Source organism: Aeromonas sp. CD, from assembly GCF_033349375.1.
In the GTDB taxonomy this organism is placed as follows: Bacteria; Pseudomonadota; Gammaproteobacteria; order Enterobacterales; family Aeromonadaceae; genus Aeromonas; species Aeromonas hydrophila.
In genome coordinates this window covers 2,441,060-2,462,190 of record NZ_CP137631.1, presented here as the reverse complement: position 1 = coordinate 2,462,190, position 21,131 = coordinate 2,441,060, and the positions used below count along the sequence as shown (strand labels likewise).

General features: G+C 59.9%; 18 protein-coding genes. 14 read left to right on the top strand and 4 right to left on the bottom strand.

Going from position 1 to position 21,131, the window contains the following annotated elements; translation table 11 throughout:
* Positions 1-35: 35 nt before the first annotated feature.
* Both R2E40_RS11520 and metG read right to left on the bottom strand, forming a co-directional pair.
* Positions 36-671, bottom strand: coding sequence for a glutathione S-transferase family protein (locus tag R2E40_RS11520; protein ID WP_029303002.1), 636 nt, complete (start codon positions 669-671; stop codon positions 36-38).
* A gap of 205 nt (positions 672-876) precedes the next feature.
* On the bottom strand, positions 877-2,910 hold the full coding sequence (gene metG, locus R2E40_RS11515) for a methionine--tRNA ligase (protein WP_318163392.1): 2,034 nt from the start codon (positions 2,908-2,910) through the stop codon (positions 877-879).
* 186 nt (positions 2,911-3,096) lie between these two features.
* On the opposite strand from metG, the gene apbC reads away from it, so the two are divergent.
* The 4 genes from apbC to R2E40_RS11495 all read left to right on the top strand — a co-directional run bounded on the left by apbC (position 3,097) and on the right by R2E40_RS11495 (position 7,454).
* Entirely contained in the window at positions 3,097-4,179 is a 1,083-nt protein-coding gene (gene apbC, locus R2E40_RS11510; protein WP_045526590.1) for an iron-sulfur cluster carrier protein ApbC, read from the top strand.
* Positions 4,180-4,288: 109 nt separating this feature from the next.
* A complete protein-coding gene (gene udk / locus R2E40_RS11505) occupies positions 4,289-4,933 on the top strand; it encodes a uridine kinase (RefSeq protein WP_011706091.1) in 645 nt (214 codons plus the stop codon).
* 62 nt (positions 4,934-4,995) lie between these two features.
* Positions 4,996-5,577, top strand: coding sequence for a dCTP deaminase (gene dcd / locus R2E40_RS11500; RefSeq protein WP_011706092.1), 582 nt, complete (start codon positions 4,996-4,998; stop codon positions 5,575-5,577).
* A 407-nt stretch (positions 5,578-5,984) separates the two neighbouring features.
* Positions 5,985-7,454: an inorganic phosphate transporter gene (locus tag R2E40_RS11495; RefSeq protein ID WP_318163391.1), complete on the top strand. Its 1,470-nt coding sequence runs from the start codon at positions 5,985-5,987 to the stop codon at positions 7,452-7,454.
* Between the two features lie 823 nt (positions 7,455-8,277).
* Here the strand turns inward: R2E40_RS11495 and rne are convergent.
* Positions 8,278-11,412, bottom strand: coding sequence for a ribonuclease E (gene rne, locus R2E40_RS11490; protein ID WP_318163390.1), 3,135 nt, complete (start codon positions 11,410-11,412; stop codon positions 8,278-8,280).
* 411 nt (positions 11,413-11,823) lie between these two features.
* Between rne and rluC the strand changes: the two genes are divergently transcribed.
* Positions 11,824-12,768, top strand: a complete 945-nt coding sequence (gene rluC / locus R2E40_RS11485; protein ID WP_202904270.1) for a 23S rRNA pseudouridine(955/2504/2580) synthase RluC — start codon at positions 11,824-11,826, stop codon at positions 12,766-12,768.
* On the top strand, positions 12,768-13,415 hold the full coding sequence (locus R2E40_RS11480) for an HAD-IA family hydrolase (RefSeq protein WP_318163389.1): 648 nt from the start codon (positions 12,768-12,770) through the stop codon (positions 13,413-13,415). The genes rluC and R2E40_RS11480 overlap by 1 nt, the downstream gene beginning before the upstream one ends.
* Positions 13,416-13,492: 77 nt before the next feature.
* Here R2E40_RS11480 and R2E40_RS11475 read toward each other — a convergent pair whose 3' ends face one another.
* The gene (locus R2E40_RS11475) at positions 13,493-14,074 is read right to left on the bottom strand and encodes a nucleoside triphosphate pyrophosphatase (RefSeq protein ID WP_318163388.1); all 582 of its coding nucleotides are present in this window, start codon (positions 14,072-14,074) and stop codon (positions 13,493-13,495) included.
* A gap of 187 nt (positions 14,075-14,261) precedes the next feature.
* Between R2E40_RS11475 and R2E40_RS11470 the strand changes: the two genes are divergently transcribed.
* From R2E40_RS11470 to fabD, 8 genes are all read left to right on the top strand, one after another.
* The gene (locus R2E40_RS11470; RefSeq protein ID WP_318163387.1) at positions 14,262-15,455 is read left to right on the top strand and encodes an MdtL family multidrug efflux MFS transporter; all 1,194 of its coding nucleotides are present in this window, start codon (positions 14,262-14,264) and stop codon (positions 15,453-15,455) included.
* A 2-nt stretch (positions 15,456-15,457) separates the two neighbouring features.
* A complete protein-coding gene (gene yidZ, locus R2E40_RS11465) occupies positions 15,458-16,432 on the top strand; it encodes an HTH-type transcriptional regulator YidZ (protein ID WP_017764484.1) in 975 nt (324 codons plus the stop codon).
* Between the two features lie 69 nt (positions 16,433-16,501).
* Complete coding sequence (locus R2E40_RS11460) at positions 16,502-17,167, top strand: START domain-containing protein (protein ID WP_042064435.1); 666 nt, start codon at positions 16,502-16,504, stop codon at positions 17,165-17,167.
* A 248-nt stretch (positions 17,168-17,415) separates the two neighbouring features.
* A complete protein-coding gene (gene yceD, locus R2E40_RS11455; RefSeq protein WP_011706102.1) occupies positions 17,416-17,937 on the top strand; it encodes a 23S rRNA accumulation protein YceD in 522 nt (173 codons plus the stop codon).
* A gap of 19 nt (positions 17,938-17,956) precedes the next feature.
* The gene (rpmF, locus tag R2E40_RS11450; protein ID WP_005300935.1) at positions 17,957-18,124 is read left to right on the top strand and encodes a 50S ribosomal protein L32; all 168 of its coding nucleotides are present in this window, start codon (positions 17,957-17,959) and stop codon (positions 18,122-18,124) included.
* A 9-nt stretch (positions 18,125-18,133) separates the two neighbouring features.
* A complete protein-coding gene (gene plsX / locus R2E40_RS11445; protein WP_029303012.1) occupies positions 18,134-19,153 on the top strand; it encodes a phosphate acyltransferase PlsX in 1,020 nt (339 codons plus the stop codon).
* A gap of 7 nt (positions 19,154-19,160) precedes the next feature.
* Complete coding sequence (locus R2E40_RS11440; protein WP_017408410.1) at positions 19,161-20,120, top strand: beta-ketoacyl-ACP synthase III; 960 nt, start codon at positions 19,161-19,163, stop codon at positions 20,118-20,120.
* A 67-nt stretch (positions 20,121-20,187) separates the two neighbouring features.
* Entirely contained in the window at positions 20,188-21,123 is a 936-nt protein-coding gene (gene fabD / locus R2E40_RS11435; RefSeq protein ID WP_024944762.1) for an ACP S-malonyltransferase, read from the top strand.
* Positions 21,124-21,131 lie beyond the last annotated feature (8 nt).

The following is a 21,131-nucleotide window of genomic DNA, read 5'->3' as shown; positions in this document are numbered from 1 at the left end:
CACAGGCTCCCGTTTGCGTCGATGGCGCTCTTGGGTCAGCCGGCCTGGGCGGCATCGGCGATGGCCTGGGTCTTGGCCAGCACCGCCTGCAGGGCGGGGCGTTTGGCCAGACGATCCCGATAGGCCGCCAGCTTGGGGGGTATGGTCTGCTCGAAGCGGGTGGCCCACATCAGGGTATGGGCCAGCAGCAGATCGGCGATGGTGATCTGTTCCCCCAGCAGGTAACCCTGCTCGGGTACCCAGGATTCGGCGATGGCCGCCGCCTTGTCGAACTCCCACTTGGCGGTGGGGAAGATGGCCGGCAGGCGTTGGGCCTCGGGCAGGGCGAAGCGGTGCTTGCCGATGGTCCACAGCGGCTGTTCCAGCTCGCAGGTGATGAAACTGACCCACTGGGCGTGCAGCGCCGAGGCCTGGGTCCCTCTGGCTGGCAGCCAGTTCGGGCCATATACCTCGGCCAGGTACTGCATGATGGCGGCAGATTCGGTCAGCACAAACTCCCCGTCCTTGAGCACAGGCATCTTGCCGCTCGGGTTGAGGGTCAAAAACCAGTCGCTGCGGTTCTCGCCCTTGGCGAAGTCGAGAAACTGGAACTGCCATGCCACGTCCAGCTCTTCCAGTAACCAGGATACGCGCAGGGCCCGGCTGACGGGGGTGCCATATAAGGTGATCATGCTTGCTCCTTGCCTGATGAAGGGGGCCATGGGCCCGAAGTGAATCGCCAGTCTAGGCAAATTACCCAGGTGCAACAAGCACCGAAAGGGTGAAGCGCGCACCACCCAGGGCGTTCAGTGGGGAGAGGAGAGAGGGAAGGGGGCGAAGAGGGCAAATAAAAGGGAGGCCCCAGGCCTCCCTCGTTGTTTGATGACCGGGCCGCGCTTACTTGACGCGCATGCCGGGCTGGGCGCCTTCCTGCGGCTCCAGGATCCAGAGATCCTTGCCGCCCGGGCCTGCCGCCAGCACCATGCCTTCGGACATGCCGAAGCGCATCTTGCGCGGGGCCAGGTTGGCCACCATCACGGTCAGCTTGCCTTCCAGATCTTCCGGGTTGTAGGCGGACTTGATGCCGGCAAACACCTGACGGGTCTCACCGCCGATATCCAGCTGCAGCTTGAGCAATTTGTCCGCTTCCGGTACGGCTTCAGCCTTCTTGATCAGCGCTACGCGCAGGTCAATCTTGGCGAAGTCGTCGTAGCTGATGGTCTCGCTGATGGGATCGTCTACCAGCGGGCCGCTCGCTTTCGGTGCCTGCTCTTTGGCCAGATCTTCCTTGGACGCGTCGATCATGGCTTCGATTTTGGCCGGCTCGATGCGGGAGAACAGTGCCTTGAACGGGGCCAGCTGATGGTTGGTTAGCGGCTGGGCGACACCGTCCCAGCTGAGGGTTTCCCCCAGGAAGGCTTCGGCACGCTCGGCCAGCAGCGGCATCACCGGCTTGAGGTAGGCCATCAGCACCCGGAACAGGTTGATGCCGACGGAACAGACCGCCTGCAGCTCGGCGTCAGCGCCTTCCTGCTTGGCGATGACCCAGGGGGCCTTGTCATCCACGTAGCGGTTGGCCTTGTCGGCCAGCGCCATGATCTCGCGGATGGCGCGGCTGAACTCGCGGCTCTCGTAGGCCTCGGCGATGGCAGTGCGGGCGTTGGCGAACTCGGCGTAGAGCTCGGGCTCGGCGCAGGTGGCGGCCAGCTTGCCGTCGAAACGCTTGGCGATGAAACCGGCGTTGCGGGAAGCGAGGTTGACCAGCTTGTTGACCACGTCGGCGTTGACGCGGGCGACGAAGTCATCGAGGTTCAAGTCCAGATCGTCGATGCGGCTGTTGAGCTTGGCGGCGTAGTAGTAACGCAGGCACTCCGGATCCAGGTGATTGAGATAGGTGGAAGCCTTGATGAAGGTGCCCTTGGACTTGGACATCTTGGCGCCGTTGACGGTCACGTAGCCGTGTACGTTGACCTTGGTCGGCTTGCGGAAACCGGCGCCTTCCAGCATGGACGGCCAGAATAGGCAGTGGAAGTAGGCGATGTCCTTGCCGATGAAGTGATAGAGCTCGGCCTCGGAGTCCGCTTTCCAGTAGCTGTCGAAATCGATGTCGCCGCGCTTGTTGCACAGGTTCTTGAACGACGCCATGTAACCGATGGGGGCATCCAGCCAGACGTAGAAGTACTTGCCCGGCGCGCCGGGAATTTCGAACCCGAAGTAGGGGGCGTCACGGGTGATGTCCCACTGCTGCAGGCCGCTTTCGAACCACTCCTGCATCTTGTTGGCCATCTCTTCCTGGATGGCGCCGGAGCCGCGCACCCACTCTGCCAGCCATTTTTCAAACTGCGGCAGGTCGAAGAAGAAGTGCTCGGAGTCCTTCATCACCGGAGTGGCACCGGAGACGGCGGATTTCGGATCAATCAGCTCGGTCGGGCTGTAGGTGGCGCCGCAGCTGTCGCAGTTGTCGCCATATTGCTCCGGGGACTTGCACTTGGGGCAGGTGCCCTTGACGAAGCGGTCCGGCAGGAACATGGACTTTTCCGGATCGAACAGCTGGGAGATGGTGCGGCTCTTGATCTTGCTGCCGGCCTGCAGACGGCCGTAGATCAGCTCCGCCAGCTCGCGGTTCTCGTCGCTGTGGGTGGAGTGATAGTTGTCAAAACTGATGTTGAACCCGGCGAAGTCGGCCTGGTGCTCCTTGGAGACGGCCGCGATCATCTCTTCCGGGGTGATCCCCAGCTGTTGGGCCTTGAGCATGATCGGGGTGCCGTGGGCATCGTCGGCACAGACAAAGTGCACCTGGTGACCGCGCATTCGCTGATAACGAACCCAGATATCGGCCTGGATGTGTTCCAGCATGTGGCCAAGATGTATGGAGCCATTGGCATAGGGAAGGGCGCAGGTTACCAGCATTGTACGAGGATCAGTTGCCATATAGTCGTTCTTGATGTGCTTGTTGGGATGATAGAGTGCCGTGCATGTTACCCGAATTGGGGGTAGCCTGCCTAGGGTTGTGGCTCGTCCGCCCTGCCGGCACACGCTGGTCGACCAGCAGGCAAGCCACTGATTTGTGTGCGGTAACCGTTCACCTCAAGATAAAGACAAGATAATGAGGAGTTAATGGTGATTGATTCAGTAAAACAGATCCTCGCCGAATTTAAGCCAACTGGCTGGGGCAAGGATCTGGTGGCTGCCGGCTTCGTGCGCAGCATCGACAAACAGGGCTCGACGCTGACCATCAAGCTGGTGCTGCCCTTTGCAGGCCACTCCCTGTTTGAGCAGATCAAGCAGGAGTTCGATGCCAGGCTGCGCAGCGCCACCGGCGCTACCCGTATCGACTGGGTGGGCGAAATCGAGGTCGCCAGCCTGCCGCGAGCGCAAGGGCTGGCGGCGGTGCAGGGCATTCGCAACATCATCGTGGTCGCCTCCGGCAAGGGCGGGGTGGGCAAGTCCACCACTTCCGTCAACCTGGCGCTGGCGCTGCAAAAGGAGGGGGCGCGGGTCGCCATTCTGGATGCGGACATCTATGGCCCCTCCATTCCGACCATGACCGGGACCTTGAAGGAGCGCCCCGTCAGCCATGACGGCAAGCTGATGGAGCCGGTGATGGCCTGCGGCCTCAAGAGCAACAGCATCGGCTATCTGGTGGCCGAGCAGGATGCCACCATCTGGCGTGGGCCCATGGCGAGCAAGGCGCTGGCCCAGATCCTCCACGAGACCCGCTGGGGTGAAGTGGACTATCTGGTGGTGGACATGCCGCCGGGTACCGGCGACATCCAGCTCACCCTGGCCCAGCAGGTGCCGACCACGGCGGCGGTGATCGTCACCACGCCGCAGGACGTGGCGCTGGCGGATGCCCGCAAGGGACTGGCCATGTTCAACAAGGTCAGCGTGCCGGTGCTCGGCATCATCGAGAACATGAGTTACCACGTCTGCAGTGCCTGTGGCCATCATGAGCCGCTGTTCGGTACTGGTGGTGGCCAGAAGATGGCTGAGCAGTACCAGGTGGCGCTGCTTGGCCAGCTGCCGCTGCACATCGACATCCGTCAGCACATGGACGATGGTTGCCCAACCGTGTTCGGCGCCCCGACCGGGGAGCTGGCTGAGGCCTATCTGAAACTGGCTCGTCGGGTGGGGGCTGAGCTCTATTTCAGCGGTAAACCGATTGCGACCCCCCTCTATGCCATGGCGCTGGATGAATAATCGGCGGTCGACCGCCTGGGGTGGATTTGAGGGTGGGCATGGCTCACCCTTTTTTATATAATGGATCGGTTTAAACCATCCCCACTGCTCTTCTCTTTAGGTATTTTCAATGTCTGATACTCAACATTCGTGTGTGATCATCGGTATTGCTGGTGCATCCGCTTCCGGCAAGAGTCTTATAGCCCAAACCATCTATGAAGAGCTGGTGGCCGAGCTGGGAGCCGGTCAAATTGGCGTGATCACCGAAGATTGCTACTACCGCGATCAGACCCACCTGACCATGGAAGAGCGGGTCAAAACCAACTATGACCACCCCAACGCGCTGGATCACGATCTGCTGGTCCAGCACCTGAGCCAGCTGGTGCAAGGTGATGCGGTCAATATTCCCCAATACTCCTATACCGAACATACCCGCATGAGTGAAGTGACCCCGTTCGCACCGCGTCGGGTGATCATTCTGGAAGGGATCCTGCTGCTCACCGACAGCCGCTTGCGGGATCTGATGGATGCCTCCATCTTCATGGATACGCCGCTCGACATCTGCCTGCTGCGCCGTCTGGTGCGTGACGTGCAGGAGCGTGGCCGGACCATGGATTCTGTGCTCAAGCAGTACCAGAAGACGGTACGCCCCATGTTCCTGCAGTTTATCGAGCCTTCCAAGCAGTACGCGGACGTGATCGTCCCCCGTGGCGGCAAGAACCGCATCGCCATCGACATGCTCAAGGCGCGTATCCGCCACATGTTGATTGGTTGAGAGAAATCAAGCCGGGTGATGCCCGGCTTTTTAAATGAACAATTTGTCAGGAGAGTCGCCCAATGCGTCTTTGTGATACCGATATCGAACGTCATCTGGATGAAGGCAAGATCGTCATTGAGCCCAGACCCGGTATTGAACGGATCAGCGGCGTCAGCGTCGACGTGCTGCTGGGCAACGAGTTTCGGGTGTTTCGCGATCATACCGCCCCCTATATCGATCTGAGCGGCCCCAGCAGCGAAATGGCCGACGCCATCGATCGGGTGATGAGCGATGAGATCCATGTGCCGGATGGCGAAGCCTTCTATCTGCACCCGGGTCAGCTGGCCCTGGCGGTGACCTATGAATCGGTCACCCTGCCTGCTGATATCGTGGGCTGGCTGGATGGCCGCTCGTCCCTGGCCCGCCTCGGGTTGATGGTACACGTGACCGCACACCGCATCGATCCGGGCTGGTCCGGCCGCATCGTGCTGGAGTTCTACAACGGCGGCAAGCTGCCGCTGGCGCTGCGCCCCAAGATGAAGATCGGTGCGCTGAACTTCGAGATGCTCTCCGGTGTGGCGGCGCGTCCCTACAACAAACGGGAAAACGCCAAGTACAAGAGCCAGCAGGGTGCGGTTGCCAGCCGCATCAATCAGGACTGAGAGCGGATCGACAGTCGAGCCGACGGCAATGTGTTAAAAGAGGGCGCCGGTGGCGCCCTTCTCCATTTGCTTCGGCAGGTGGATGTGGCGAAGAGGGCAGGGCGAGGGAGTGATCTTGCCTGCCATTTGTACAAACAGGGCGATACGGTCGGTCGAAAATTGACGGAGCCGAGGTCGGTGAGAGTGGTTTTTGCGGCATACTGATGATGAATTGTTCCCATTCGGGAACTGTTTTTATCAGGCAAGGTCTGTTTAATTAATCCATGACAAGCCGTATGGTGACTGGCTCTAAGCTATTTACTGACGGAATGCTCTTTTTTTTTCTTACTGAAATATTTCAACAACGGGTATGGCGTTACCAGCCTTCTGGCATAATCCGCCGCAACTCATAAACAGGTTCGTTTTTTATGTTTGAAATGTTTAGTGGTTTGGGTTTGTGGTGGTCAATCGGTTTGGTATTGGCCGTTTTTTTTGTGTTGGCCTATGAATTCATCAACGGCTTTCACGATACCGCCAACGCGGTAGCAACGGTTATCTATACCAAGGCGATGCCGGCACACATGGCAGTAGTGGCCTCCGGTCTGTTCAACTTTGCCGGGGTCATGATGGGTGGTTTGGGAGTGGCTTATGCCATTGTCCACCTGCTGCCCATCGATCTGCTGCTGGGGATGGACTCCACTCAGGGTCTGATCATGGTGTTCTCCCTGCTGTTTTCCGCCATCGTGTGGAATCTGGGTACCTGGTTCTTCGGGATCCCGGCGTCCAGCTCACATACGCTGATCGGCTCCATTCTGGGGGTAGGCGGCGCCTATGCCTGGATCAGCCATCAACCGCTGCAGGAAGGCATCAACGTCGCGAAAGCCATCGACATCATGCTTTCCCTCATCATCTCCCCCACCGTCGGTTTCATCATCGCTGCGCTGCTGCTGTTTGCCATGAAACGTGTCTGGCAGGGCAGCAAAATCCACAAGACCCCGGAAGAGCGTCTGCTGGTGGATGGCAAGAAGCATCCGCCGTTCTGGGCGCGTCTCACTCTGGTGGCGTCTGCCATGGGCGTGAGCTTTGTGCACGGTTCCAACGATGGCCAGAAGGGTATCGGTCTGGTTATGCTGGTGCTGATCTGCATGGCTCCTGCCTATTTCGCACTGGACATGAACAGCCGCTCCTATGACCTGGATCGTACCCAGGATGCCAATCAGCGCATCATGGAGATCTATCAGCGCAACCATGAGCAGGTTTCCAAGGTAGTGAACTTCAGTGTGCCTGCCCAGGCCCAGGAAGAGTTGATGACCCACTGTGCTGCCGATGGTGCCCTGCAGGCCATGGCCACGCTGGACAATCGTCTTGCCCAGGTGCGGACCTATGAAGAGATGGACCTGACCGACCGCCGTGAAGTGCGCCGTCTGCTGCTGTGTATCGACGATACCGCTCGCAAGGTGTCCAAGCTGCCGCTGCCGGCCAAAGAGCTGACTGACCTTGCCAAATGGCGCAAGGATCTGACGGCCACTGCCGAATATGCACCGACCTGGGTCATCGTCTCCATCGCGCTGGCGCTGGGCTGTGGCACCATGGTGGGCTGGCGTCGTATCGTCTACACCGTAGGCGAGAAGATTGGTTCCTCCGGCATGACCTACAGCCAGGGGATTGCCGCCCAGATCACCGCTGCCGCCTCCATCGGCGTGGCCAGTTTGACCGGGATGCCAGTGTCGACCACTCACATCCTCTCCTCTGCGGTAGCGGGAACCATGGTGGCCAACAAGTCGGGCCTGCAGAGCCAGACCATCAAGACCATCCTGATGGCCTGGATGCTGACCCTGCCGCTGACCATGCTGCTCTCTGGTGGTCTGTTCCTGATCAGCCATCATCTGTTTAGCTGATTGCAGATACAAAAAGCATGTTGAGAAAGGGCCCTTGCGGCCCTTTTTTCATGGCCTTAAAAACGTGCGTGTGATGTCAGGCTCCTACCTGCCGGGTTTCCAGCCTGACCATCCTTGATATGCCATCAAACTAATTATTCCATTCAATCAATTACTTCTCTCACCCACTAAGCTCATCCCCACCCATCAACAGGCATTCAAGATAGGAGGGTTGGCAGATTGGGCGTCTTTTGCGGTATACCGCTTGCCTAGAGTGCAGCGAGAGCCATGGAGTTAGCTCGTCTAAGGTCGGCGCCTGTTATCCCATGACACATGACTGCCTAAATTAGCAGATGGGATTACTTGTGTTGGCGGCTGTGGAAGCCTGCATTGGTCGGCAGTACGTCTGGACTGCCGAGAGGATGGAAGGTCGAATGGGCAACCGATGCCGGTTGATAGAGAGCATACGCACTTCAAACCGATTTCGAGATGGATGGCAGGCTTGGCCATGCAGTCCATGCGCATCAATGTCGTCAAGGATGTATACACACTACGCGATATTTGTATCTGTGCCGGCTCTTATCTTATCCAGCCAGCCTAAACCAGGAGCCATGCAGTCGCGGCAGCAGGAAGACAAAACAAGGAGTGTGGATTGAGCCGCAGCGAGCCAATGGCTGTGGTTATTCAATATGATGAGGAAGACTTGGGGTACTAAGTGCTAATAGGTAGGTAGAGGTCGTGGCGCAGTAAAGGGACGGGTAATCGAGACGAGCTGACGGTGCTATGCCGCACATAAAAAAAGAGCCACACAATGTGTGGCTCATTTTGTCAGACTAGCGAGTCATCAAGGACGACCGGCCGGGCTGGTTGCAACGTTGACGGCAGCGGTACTGCCGCCATGGCGACCTGAGCTTGCCACTTCGCTGCGAACCAGCGGAGCATGAGCAACCGGCTCACGTACTGGCAGGGCAGGGGCCGCAGCCGGTGTGGCCATCGGCGCAGAGGCCTTGCGGGCACCGGCCAGCAGGCCACCACCACGTTTGACTTGCTTGGCCACAGGGGCTGCTACGGCAGTGGCTACCGGAGCCTCGTCAGCGATGACAGGCTCAGCGACCGGAGCTGGCTGTTCAACTACCAGAGGGGCAACCTCGGCTACAACCACTACCGGAGCCGCTTCTTCAACTGCCGGTGCAGCAGGTGCAGCTTCAACCACGGCAGTCTCGATGGCCGGAGCCTCGACAGCAATGGCTTCCACTGCGACCGGGGCAGCAACTTCTGCAACCACTGGCTCGTTGACAACCGCTACCTGGGCTTCTTCAGCAACTACCGCTTCGGTTACCACTGGCTCTGCAGCCACGACTTCAGCCTGCTCGTGAGCCTCGGCCACAACGGCTTCAGGCACGACATGCTCGGTCAGCGCAGCAGAGGCCTGCAGGGCGGCGGCAACCGCTTCAGCACTGGGAATGGTGATGACAGGAACAGCCGGTTCTTCCACTTTCACTTGGGCGGCATCTGCCTGGGCAGCTGCAGTCAGGGTAGGGGTAGCGCCTTCGGCAGACTGCTCTTCATCTTCACGCTGGCTGCGGGCATCTTCATTGATGCGCTTGCGACGCTGGCCTTCGATACGCTGATTGCGCGGCGTACGGCGGGAACGACGCTGGCCTTCGGCCTGCTCATCGTGCTGCTCTACTGCATCGGAGGCCTCTTCGGCAACAACCGGAGCATCGGCGGGCAGGGCGGCAACGTCGCTGGCCGGGGCATCGACCCGGATCTGCTTGCGCAGTTGACGGCGTTCGCGGCGCTCAGCCACTTTCTGCTCTTTTTCCAGACGCGGCTCGTCGTTGACCATGGTGGTGGTATCGACGGTTTCTACCGCTTCAACGACCACTTCGGCACGAGGTTCACGCGGAGCACGGGGCTCACGAGCAGGGCGCGGTGCGCGGGGTTCGCGTTCCTGACGCGGCTCACGAGCCTCGCGAGGTTCACGTTCCATGCGCTGTTCACGCACTTCGCCACGGGCTTCACGCTCCTGACGCGGCTCACGCTCTTTGCGGGGACGACGGTTGCGGCTTTCACCACCTTCACGGTTGGCACCCGCTTCCCGCTTCTCTGCGGTATCGGCAGGGCTGCGGTTACCACGGTTGTCATCACGACGACCACGCTGACCACGGCTGCGGGTTTCATCGCGTTGATGACGATGCCCCTCATCCTTGCGTGCTTCGCGCTGGGCTGCCGGTTTGTCGGCAGGAGCCTTCACGTCGGCAGGGGCGGTGTCGGAACCGAACAAGCCGGAGATGGCCTTGAACAGTTTGCCAAACAGACCGGCTTCGGGGGCGGCTGGTGCGGCGGGAGCCACGACCGGGGCCGGTGCGGCGGGAGCCGGCTGGGGCGCCTGGACAAAACCTTGCAGCAGCGGTTGTTCGCGCTCGATCACCTGAGCCTGTTTCGGCTGGTAGACCGGCTTGGCAATCTCGGTTTTCAGCTCGTAGCTGGCCGCTTCCGGGATTTCGTTCTGACGGATGCGGGTCACTTCGTAGTGCGGGGTTTCCAGATGCTGGTTTGGAATGATGTAGACACGCACATCATTGCGCTGTTCCAGGCTGGCGATGGAGGCACGCTTCTCGTTGAGCAGATAGGCGGCAACATCGACCGGCACCTGACCGTGAACCTGCTCGGTGTTGTCCTTCATGGCCTCTTCTTCGATGAGACGCAGAATGGACAGCGCCAGTGATTCGTTGTCACGGATCACACCCTGACCCTGGCAACGAGGGCAGATATGGCTGCTGGACTCGTTGAGGGAGGGGCGCAGACGCTGGCGAGACATCTCCAGCAGACCGAAACGGGAGATCCGGCCCAGCTGGATGCGAGCACGATCCTGATGCACCGCTTCACGCAGACGGTTTTCCACTTCGCGCTGATGACGAACCGGGGTCATGTCGATGAAGTCGATGACGATCAGGCCACCCAGGTCGCGCAGACGCAATTGACGGGCAATTTCGTCGGCCGCTTCTAGGTTGGTTTGCAGTGCAGTCTCTTCGATATCGCCGCCCTTGGTGGCGCGGGAGGAGTTGATATCGATGGAGGTCAGTGCTTCGGTCGGATCGATGACGATGCTGCCGCCGGAGGGCAGACGCACTTCACGCTGGAAGGCCGACTCGATCTGGCTCTCGATCTGGAAGTGGTTGAACAGGGCAACTTCACCCTTGTACAGCTTCACGCGATTGAGGAAATCGGGACGAACCAGCTCGATATGCGCCTTGGCACGCTCGAAGATGACCGGGTTGTCGATCAGGATCTCGCCGACATCGCGACGCAGATAGTCACGGATGGCACGCACGATGACGTTGCTTTCCTGATGGATCAGCACCGGTGCAGAGCGGCTCTGTGACGCCTTGTGGATGGAATCCCAGTGGTTGAGCAGAACGTTCAGATCCCATTCCAGCTCTTCCGGGGATTTACCCACACCGGCGGTACGCACGATGAGGCCCATGCCGTCCGGCACGGTCAGGCCGCTCAGGGCTTCTTTCAGTTCAGTCCGTTCATCACCTTCGATACGGCGGGAGATACCACCGGCGCGAGGATTGTTCGGCATCAGTACCAGGTAGCTGCCGGCCAGACTGATAAAGGTGGTGAGGGCTGCACCCTTGGTGCCACGCTCTTCCTTGTCGATCTGGACGATCACTTCCTGGCCTTCGCGGACCACTTCTTTGATGTTGGGACGACCCTGATAGGAGTAACCGGAGGGGAAGTAATTACGGGCGATTTCCTTTAACGGCAGGAAACCGTGGCGCTCGGCGCCATAGTCGACAAAAGCAGCTTCAAGACTGGGTTCTACGCGGGTGATTTTGCCCTTGTAAATGTTCGCTTTTTTCTGCTCGTGTCCCGGACTTTCAATATCCAGATCGTAGAGCTGTTGTCCGTCAACCAGCGCTACGCGCAACTCTTCTTCCTGAGTCGCGTTGATTAGCATTCTTTTCATTGAGTTCTCGTTATTTTGTCATTTTGATTTCCTCCACAGGATCCTGCCGGCGCCGGCCTCGGGTCTTCAGCATACTGGGGCAACCTCCCGGTTGGGGTATGCATGAGGCGCAAACTAAGGGCACTCTGGTCATGCCTTCTCGAGAAGGCATGAAAAGGATACCGGTGTGGAGACAAATTAGCGGTTCTGTTTGCGTTCTCCATGCGCTGTACCTCGCACCCGGGAACCGTCATGTTCTTGTATACACGGTGTTTCGGGATTGGGTGGCATAAATTTTGGCCACTTAGTACAAGGCTTGAACACAATGACAAAACCTTGTTTATTATCCCATTTAAACCACTTTTATAGCAAGGCGCCATTTTTCAACAAAGCATGCAGCCAAGGGCCGCCGGCAGTGTTAAAATCCGCGCCATGACACAGATACATCAACAAGTGCAGCTGCTCACCATCGAAGCTGAGCATGAAGGGCAGCGCATCGACAATTTTCTCAAGACTCAGCTAAAGGGCGTCCCCAAGAGCCTGATCTATCGCATCCTTCGCAAAGGGGAAGTGCGCGTCAACAAAAAGCGCATCAAACCGGAATACAAACTCTGCACTGGCGACGAGGTACGGGTCCCCCCCGTGCGGGTTGCCGAAAAGAACGAACTGCCCTCGGCCAATCTCGGCAGCATCCAGCGTCTGGAGAGCCAGATCCTGTTTGAAGATGACGCCATGATCGTGCTGAACAAGCCGTCCGGCATGGCGGTACACGGCGGCAGCGGCCTGAGCTTTGGCGTGATTGAAGGGCTGCGCGCCCTGCGCCCGGAAGCCCGTTTCCTCGAACTGGTGCATCGGCTCGATCGCGACACCTCCGGTGTACTGCTGGTTGCCAAGAAGCGCAGCGCCCTGCGCAGCCTGCATGAGCAGCTGCGGGTCAAGACCATGCGCAAGCAGTACCTGGCGCTGGTGCGTGGCCAGTGGCAGCCTCACGTCAAGGTGGTCAATGCACCGCTGCGTAAAAATGACCTGCAATCCGGTGAGCGGGTAGTGCGGGTCAGCAGCGATGGCAAGCCCTCTGAGACGCGTTTCCGGATTGCCCGTCAGTTTGCCGAGGCCACCCTGGTGGAGTGCAGCCCGATCACCGGTCGTACCCACCAGATCCGGGTGCATACCCAGCATGCGGGTCACCCCATCGCCTGTGATGACAAGTATGGAGAAGCCGCATTTGACGATAAAATGCGCAGCCAGGGGCTGAAACGACTGTTTTTGCATGCCTGGAAGCTGAGCTTCATCCATCCGGCCGATGGCCACGAGATGCAGGTGGAAGCACCGCTGGCCCCCGAACTCGACGACTTCCTGAACAAGTTGGCCCGCTGATGCAGACCATCCGGCTCGCCATCTTCGACTGGGACGGTACCCTGATGGATTCGGTGGGCCGGATTGTTGCCTGTGTGGCGCATGCGGCTGGCGACTGTGGTGAGCCCGTGCCCACCGCCGTCGAGACGCACCAGATCATCGGTCTCAGCCTGGAGGTCGGTATCCCCCGGCTGTTTTCTCTGGAGCAGGGGAGTGAACGAGCCAACGCCCTGATCGCCCGTTATCGCCACCATTACGTCCATGACAGCACACCCAGCCCGTTGTTCGCCGGTGCGAGGGAACTGTTACTGCATTGGCATGCACAAGGGGTGGCCCTGGCGGTCGCTACCGGCAAGTCACGGCGTGGATTGGACCGGGTACTGGATGAAACAGGGTTGCGGCCGCTGTTTGCCGCCACGCGCGGGGCGGACGAGGCCAACTCCAAGCCCGATCCCCTGATGCTGACGCAAATTCTGGATGAGCTGGGCATTACCCCGCACCAGGCGGTGATGATCGGTGATTCCATCCACGACATGGCGATGGCCGAGGCGCTGGCCATGCCGCGGATCGGGGTGAGCTGGGGCGTGCACGACCGTGCACGCTTGCTGGCCCACCATCCACTGGCGGTGGTCGATACCATGGCGGAGCTTCAGCGATTGCTGAGCTAGCCTTGCGATATAACCGATGAATAAACGAAAAACGGGAGCCTTGGCTCCCGTTTTTCGTGGTTGGCATATCGTGCCCATCAGGGCAGGGCGATACCGTGGCGGGCCAGCAGCTCGATCAGGCCGATCAACGGCAGGCCGATCAGTGCATTGGGATCGCGCCCTTCCAGGGCCTTGAACAGCACGATCCCCATGCCTTCACACTTGAAGCTACCGGCACAGTCGAGGGGCTGTTCAGCTTCTACATAGCGGCGGATGGCCGCCTCATCCAGCTGGCGAAAATGAACGGTGAAGGGTTCTATCAGCTGCTCGGCGCGGCCAGACGCGGCGTCCAGCACGCACAGGCCGGTATAAAAGGTGACGCTGCGCCCCTGGGCCGCCATCAGCTGGGCCACCGCTCGCTCGACCGTTCCCGGCTTGCCCAGGATCTGACCATCACAGACGCACACCTGATCCGAGCCGATGATCAGCCCCTGATCATGCTGGTCGGCGATGGCACGGGCCTTGGCATGGGCAAGGCGAGCCACCAGCGTTTGTGCATCCTCAACGGGCAGCACCGATTCATCAACATTCGGCGCGGCGCACTCAAAGGGGAGGCCCAGCTTTTCCAGCAGGGCTTTGCGGTAACGGGAGGTGGAGGCGAGGATCAGGGGAGGCGACATGGCAATCAGGTATCCAGGTTCAGAAACGGGCAGGCGTCGATGGTATCGCCCCCGTGCGGCGAGGGCAAATGTCGCCGCCACTCTCTTTTTTTCACATGTCGAGATTGGAAAACACCGCTATCGGCTTATTCATCCGGCCTGACGCTATAGTGCCCCGTCGATGCTACCCATTCGCTGAGGAGTCACCATGGGCCGTTACATGCTCTGCTGTTTTTTGATGATCACGCTCTACCCGGTGGGGATCGATCTCTATCTGGTGGCGTTGCCCAACATAGGCGCCAGCCTTCAGGCCAGCGAGGCTCAGCTGCACACCGCGTTTTCCCTCTATCTGCTCGGCATGGCGGCGACCGTCCCGCTGGCCGGCCTGCTGGCGGATCGCCACGGCCGCAGGCCGATGATCCTGAGCGGGGCCGGCTTGTTTATGCTGGCGTCGCTACTGGCCGGCAGCGCCGACGACACTGCGCAGTTTCTGCTGGCACGGGTGGGTCAGGGGGCAGGAGCCGGCGCGCTCTACATCATGACCTTTACCGTGCTGCGAGACGTGTTGCCACCGGCCCGGTTGGCGGCCGTGCTGTCGGCCATCAATGGGGTCATCTGCGTGATCCCCGTGCTGGCGCCGCTGCTCGGCTATCTCATCCTGACCGGCTTCCCATGGCCTGCCATCTTTCAGGCCATGGCGCTGCTTGGCGGCGTGGTGCTGCTGATCAACCTGCTGGGGCTGAAAGAGAGCCTGCCGCTGCACCCTGAACCATCCTCGAGTACGTCAGCAGCCCGCTTTGCCTGCTTGCGAGTGCCGCAGTTCCTCTGGATGTGTGGGTTGAGCAGTGCCGGCATGACCTGCATTCTGACCTATGTCAGCACTTCACCCATGATCCTGATGACCCAGAGGGGGCTGGCAACCGCAGAGTATGCTCGCATCATGATGATCATGGCGATGATCAGCATGATCACCTCCTTCTTCTCACCTTGGTTGCTGCGTCGACTCCACAAGCACAGCCTGCTCGCACTGGCCCACTGTGGATTGGGGTTGGCGCTGCTGCTGATCCTGGCCTCTCATCTTGAGAGCTCCTGGGGCCTGTGGCTGCTGCTGGCGGGCTTTGCCTTCACCTGCATCGGTTTTTCCGCGAGCTTCGGCATCGCCATGGGCGAGGCGCTGGCCAGTTGCCGTCATCAGATAGCGCTCGCCAGCGCCACTCTCTGTCTTGCCCAGATAACCGTGAGCGCTGCCTATATCTGGCTGATGGGGTGGCTTGGCTTTGCACCCAGCACGCTGCTTGCCTGTGCCCTGCTCGGCGCCGTGTTACTCTATCTGCTCTTTCGCGCCCTGGGACCGGCCTTCGACAGCCCCGCCCACGGCGCCCCGGTCGTGGAGAATCCCTGAGCATGCGTCCCTTGATCGACCTCGATCTCAATTTGTTGGTGGTATTTCGGCTGTTGCTGCAAGAGCGCAGTGTCACCAAGGCTGCCAAGAAACTCAATGTCACGGCGCCCACCGTCAGCAAGGCGCTGGCGCGGCTGCGCGACTGGTTCGACGACCCGCTGTTCCTTCGTACTCAGCGGGGGTTGGAGCCCACCAATCTGTCGCTCACCCTGGAGGAAGAGCTCAAGGAGTGGTTCCAGCTATCGGGAAACATCGCCTCCCTCTGCGGCAATGCCATTCCGGCGGGGGCCGCCTTCAGGCTGGTGCTGGAGTCGCCCTTTTACATCAGCTTTCTCAATGATCTACCCATGGTGATTTATGAAACCTATCGCAAATCGACCATCCGGATCATGAACTGGGACCATCACTCCCTCAACGACATCATCAATGGCGATGCCGATCTCGGCTTCTGTGCGAGGGAAACCCACCCCAGCTCGCTGGCCAGGGTCAACCGGTTGCCCTATTACATCGATCACGAGGTGTTGTTTGAAGACAGGCCCATGGTGTTTTTGCGCAAGGATCACCCGCTGCTGGCCCGCACCTGGAACCTCGACAACTTCCTGGCCTACCCCCATGTCAGCGTGGTGTGGGAGGCGAGCGATGCCTGGGCGCTCGACAGCCTGCTGGATGATGAGGGGCTCAGCCGGCAGGTGCCGATCCGGGTCTCCAGCTTCGAGCAGGCGCTGCACATCGCAGCCCAGTCAGACCACGAACTGATCGCGGTGGTGCCCTCCTATTGCGCCAGCTATGCCCGCCAGCACCATGACAATCTGATCTCCTTGCCGCTGCCGCTGGATGAAGCCCTCTACCGGCAACTCGACATCGCCTTCATCCTGCTCTGGCACAAGCGCAACAACCACAACACCAAGGTGCTGTGGCTGCGCGACGAGATCAAACGGCTTTACCACCAGCATATCGGGGCAACGGGCGCGGGTTAACCCTGGTCAGCACCTCGCAGGGCCAGAAAAACGGCTATAAGCATAGGAATGGGCAAGGCGGGGTCATGGATGATGAGAGTCGGGATATGGCTGTTATGGTTGCTCTGCGTGCCGGCCTGGGCACAGGGCTGGCACCTGCAGGCGGGGGAGGCGGGCATATTGCTCTGGAGCCGGGCTCATCCGCCCGGCGCTTTTCTGGCTTTGCGCCTGGAGATGAACGTGGCCGCTCCGCCCTCGGCGCTGCTGGCCGTGCTGCGTGATACCGCCCGTCATCAGGAGTGGCTGCCCCAGAGCCTGGAGGTGAGGGTGCTGGCCAAACCGGCGCCCGATGAAGATCTGGTGTATACCCGGCTCTCTGCGCCCTGGCCAGTGCAGGAGCGGGAGCTTATCACCCACTCCCGCCTGCAACGTCAACCCAATTGTGGCCTGGTGCTGACGGTATGGGCCGCCCCAGATGCTCTGCCGCCTTACCCCGGTCGGGTGCGGATCCGGGCAAGTGAAGGACGCTGGGAGGCGGTGCCGCAACTCAACGGCACCACCCTGATACGCCTCGAAACCTATACCAACCCGGGTGATAACCTGCCAGCCTGGCTCATCAACCCCATCGCCGCCCAGGCCGCGCTGGACAGTTTTCGGGCCATCCGCCGCCTGATGGAGGCCATCCCGCCCGAACCTTGCCCTTGCGTCCATATGCGGCAGGGGCGCCAAGTCGTGCTGTGCGGCAGCCATCCATGAACCCTGTCGGGGCAGGGGAGTGGTTGAGTCACCTGCGCTGTGAAATGCTGCTGTTAAGGAGTGCGCCGGATCCCCGCTGTCAACGCAAATGCGGCCAGGATCCGGTGTCGGATCCGTTGGTTTATGGCATAATCAGCCACCGGTGAGCGCAAGTTCCGCCATGTGCGGGGGTTGTGAGGTTAAAATCATCGGCGGTAAGGACTTTTTCCTTTGACTATCAGTTGTTGGACCTATAATATTCGCGCCCTATGCAAAAGGTGAAGTTGCCCGTAAAGGTTGATCCAGTCCGTAGTGCCTCGAAGCTGCTCGATTATGTCGGGATAGTGGAAAAGTCGCAGATGCCCAGGCTGGAGGAATCAACCGCAGGCTTGCAGAGTGATATCGATGTATCGCTGCACTTTGGCAAAGATGTCCAGAAGTTGACCGTTATGAAAGGCACTGCCCATGCCAAGGTTGACCTGGTTTGCCAGCGTTGTGGAGAAACATTCGAGCATCTCTGTGAAGCTGAATTTATCTACACTCCGCTGTTCGAGAGAACAAACGAGGAAGAACTGCCGGAAGCTTATGAGCCCATTGAGTTGGACGAAAACGGCGAGATGGATCTTCATCAAATCCTGGAGGATGAACTCATCCTCTCGTTGCCGCAGGTGGCCATGCATCCCATGGATGCTTGCCCGCGCGGTAACATGGAGATGACCTGGGGTGAAATCGAACCTGCTGATGAGCGGCCGAATCCCTTTGCAGTTCTTGAAGAGCTTAAACGTAAGTGAATTTAGGAGTTAGCCTACAATGGCCGTACAACAGAACCGTAAAACCCGTGCTAAGCGTGGCATGCGTCGTTCCCACGATGCGCTGACCACCGCTGCCCTGACTGTTGATCAGACCAGTGGCGAAATTCATCGTCGTCACCACGTGACTGCCGATGGTTTCTACCGCGGTAAAAAGGTAATCGCTTAAGGATTGCCTTTGTCTACGCAAACTGTCGCGCTAGACATCATGGGGGGAGATATTGGCCCCTCGGAAACAGTGCCTGCCGCCGTGCAGGCACTGTCTCTTTTACCCCAGTTAAAACTGATCCTGGTTGGTGACCAACACCAGACCACCCCTCTTTTGCAGCAACATGGCTTGCTGAATCATCCCCGCGTTCGTTTCGTGCATGCATCCCAGGTGGTTGGCATGGGCGACAAACCGATCGTGGCGCTGCGCACCCTGAAAGACTCCTCCATGCGGGTCGTCCTCAATCTGGTGAAAGCTGGCGAGGCCGATGCCTGCGTCAGCGCCGGCAATACCGGTGCGCTGATGGCCATGGCCAAGTGCGTGCTCAAATCCCTGCCCGGGGTCGACCGACCCGCCCTCATCAAGGCACTGCCCACTCTTTCCGGCAAACGTACCGTGATGCTGGATCTTGGCGCCAACGTCAGCTGCGATGCCGATACCCTGCTGCAATTTGCGGTGATGGGCGCCGTGGTGGCTGAAAAGGTGGAGGGCATTGCCACTCCCAGGGTGGCCCTGCTCAACGTGGGGGAGGAAGAGATCAAGGGCAACGATCTGGTGCGCCACAGTGCCGAGTTGCTGCGCCAGTGCCAGGCGCTCAACTTCGTCGGTTTTGTCGAAGGGGACCGGATCTTCAGCGGCGAGTGCGACGTGATCGTCTGCGACGGTTTTGTCGGCAACGTGGCCCTCAAGACGGCGGAAGGGGTCGTGCGGATGATGGCCCAACTGGCCGGATATCCCCGCAAAAAACGCAGTTTTCTTGGTCGTATCGCCGGATTTATGTTCAAACGGCGTTTTTCTTACCTGAACCCCGACCAGTATAACGGTGCAAGTCTGTTAGGATTGCGCGGCATTGTGGTAAAAAGCCACGGGCGGGCCGAACGGCGCGCCCTGTGTAACGCGATCCTGCTGGCCGCGCAAGAGGCCAAGCATCAACTTCCATTGCAAATAGCAGATCGCCTTGAATCTGTCTTTTCCGACAGGGATCTATAAGAACTCTATGCATAGCAAAATTTTGGGTACTGGCAGTTATCTGCCGAACTCGGTACGTACCAATGCCGATCTCGAACAGATGGTGGAAACCAGCGACGAGTGGATTGTGGAGCGTACCGGGATCCGTGAACGTCGCATTGCCGGTGCCGATGAAACCGTCGCCACCCTGTCTCACCAGGCCGCTCTGCGCGCCCTGGACGCAGCGGGCCTGACCGCCGCCGATCTCGACATGATAGTGCTGGCCACCACCAGTGCCGAGAACGCCTTTCCGGCCGCCGCCTGTGAATTGCAGGGCCTGCTCGGGGTGCAAGGGATCCCGGCTTTTGATGTGGCCGCCGCCTGTGCCGGCTTCACCTACGCGCTCTCCATCGCCGATCAGTTCGTCAAATCCGGTGCCGCCCGCCACGTACTGGTGGTCGGGGCCGATGTGCTGTCGCGCATGTGCGATCCGGAAGATCGCGGCACCATCATCCTCTTTGGTGACGGGGCAGGGGCCGTGGTGATCGGCGCCAGCGAAACGCCGGGCATTCTCTCCACCCATCTGCATGCGGATGGCCGTTACGGCGATCTGCTCAAGCTGCCGCAGCCGCGCCGCGGTATGCCGGGGGCCGAACTTGAAGCCTACATGTACATGAAGGGCAATGATGTGTTCAAGGTGGCGGTCACCCGTTTGAGCGAGATCGTCACCGAAACCCTGGCCGCCGCCGGCATCGCGCCGAGCGAGCTGGACTGGCTGGTGCCTCATCAGGCCAACTTCCGCATCATCAGCGCCACCGCCAAGAAGCTTGGCATGGGGCTGGACAAGGTGGTGCTGACCCTCGACAAGCACGGCAACACCTCTGCCGCCTCCGTGCCCATCGCCTTCGATGAAGGGGTACGTGACGGCCGGATCAAACCGGGCCAGCTGGTATTGCTGGAGGCCTTCGGCGGTGGTTTTGCCTGGGGTTCGGCGCTGGTTCGCCTCTGATCGTGGTCGGGATGAGTAATTTCTCATCCTGCCGCTCTCATTTTTGTCTTATCTAAAGGAATCAATGATGACCCAATTTGCCATTGCCTTCCCGGGACAGGGCTCCCAAACCGTCGGCATGCTGGCCGAGCTGGCCGAACAACATGCCGTGATCAAGGAGACCTTCGCCGAGGCGAGCCAGGTGCTGGGTTATGACCTGTTTGCCCTGGTGATGGATGGTCCGGCCGACGATCTGAACAAGACCTGGCGCACCCAGCCCGCTTTGCTGACAGCCTCTGTCGCGCTGTGGCGCCTGTGGCAACAGCAGGGTGGGGCAACCCCCGCCGTGATGGCTGGCCACAGCCTGGGTGAGTACTCCGCCCTGGTGTGCAGCGGTGCACTGGCCTTTACCGATGCGGTCAAACTGGTCGAGCTGCGTGGTCTGGCCATGCAGGAAGCCGTGCCGGAAGGCACCGGCGCCATGGCCGCCATCATCGGGCTGGACAATGACGCCATCGCCGCCAACTGCGAAAAAGCGGCGCAAGGACAGGTGGTCTCCCCGGTCAACTTCAACTCTCCGGGCCAGGTGGTCATCGCCGGCCACAAAGAGGCCGTCGAGCGTGCCAACGTGCTGATGAAAGAGTCCGGCGCCAAGCGTGCACTGCCGCTGCCGGTCTCCGTGCCTTCTCACTGCGCCCTGATGAAACCTGCCGCAGAAAAATTGGCAGCTGCGCTGGACGGGATCGAGATCAAGGTTCCTGCCATCGCTGTCATCAATAATGTCGACGTATCCTGTGAACAGGATCCGGCCGCCATCAAACAGGCTCTGGTGCGTCAGCTGTTCAGCCCGGTTCGTTGGACCGAGACTGTCGAGCGGATGGCCAATGAGGGGGTTACCCTCGAGATCGAGATGGGACCGGGCAAGGTATTGACCGGGCTCGCCAAGCGCATCGACAAGCGCGTGGAAGGTATTCATGCCAACGATGCCGCCTCTTTCGAGCAGGCGCTGGCCCAGATCAAGTAAACAGGAGC

Bases quoted from the DNA above. Each gene is read 5' to 3' on its own strand.
- metG (WP_318163392.1), bottom strand. From the start codon at position 2,910: ATGGCAACTGATCCTCGTACAATGCTGGTAACCTGCGCCCTTCCCTAT.
- apbC (WP_045526590.1), top strand. From the start codon at position 3,097: ATGGTGATTGATTCAGTAAAACAGATCCTCGCCGAATTTAAGCCAACT.
- yidZ (WP_017764484.1), top strand. From the start codon at position 15,458: ATGCGTCCCTTGATCGACCTCGATCTCAATTTGTTGGTGGTATTTCGG.
- fabD (WP_024944762.1), top strand. From the start codon at position 20,188: ATGACCCAATTTGCCATTGCCTTCCCGGGACAGGGCTCCCAAACCGTC.
- R2E40_RS11440 (WP_017408410.1), top strand. From the start codon at position 19,161: ATGCATAGCAAAATTTTGGGTACTGGCAGTTATCTGCCGAACTCGGTA.
- R2E40_RS11475 (WP_318163388.1), bottom strand. From the start codon at position 14,074: ATGTCGCCTCCCCTGATCCTCGCCTCCACCTCCCGTTACCGCAAAGCC.
- rne (WP_318163390.1), bottom strand. From the start codon at position 11,412: ATGAAAAGAATGCTAATCAACGCGACTCAGGAAGAAGAGTTGCGCGTA.
- R2E40_RS11470 (WP_318163387.1), top strand. From the start codon at position 14,262: ATGGGCCGTTACATGCTCTGCTGTTTTTTGATGATCACGCTCTACCCG.
- R2E40_RS11460 (WP_042064435.1), top strand. From the start codon at position 16,502: ATGATGAGAGTCGGGATATGGCTGTTATGGTTGCTCTGCGTGCCGGCC.
- yceD (WP_011706102.1), top strand. From the start codon at position 17,416: ATGCAAAAGGTGAAGTTGCCCGTAAAGGTTGATCCAGTCCGTAGTGCC.
- R2E40_RS11495 (WP_318163391.1), top strand. From the start codon at position 5,985: ATGTTTGAAATGTTTAGTGGTTTGGGTTTGTGGTGGTCAATCGGTTTG.
- rpmF (WP_005300935.1), top strand. From the start codon at position 17,957: ATGGCCGTACAACAGAACCGTAAAACCCGTGCTAAGCGTGGCATGCGT.
- R2E40_RS11520 (WP_029303002.1), bottom strand. From the start codon at position 671: ATGATCACCTTATATGGCACCCCCGTCAGCCGGGCCCTGCGCGTATCC.
- udk (WP_011706091.1), top strand. From the start codon at position 4,289: ATGTCTGATACTCAACATTCGTGTGTGATCATCGGTATTGCTGGTGCA.
- dcd (WP_011706092.1), top strand. From the start codon at position 4,996: ATGCGTCTTTGTGATACCGATATCGAACGTCATCTGGATGAAGGCAAG.
- R2E40_RS11480 (WP_318163389.1), top strand. From the start codon at position 12,768: ATGCAGACCATCCGGCTCGCCATCTTCGACTGGGACGGTACCCTGATG.
- rluC (WP_202904270.1), top strand. From the start codon at position 11,824: ATGACACAGATACATCAACAAGTGCAGCTGCTCACCATCGAAGCTGAG.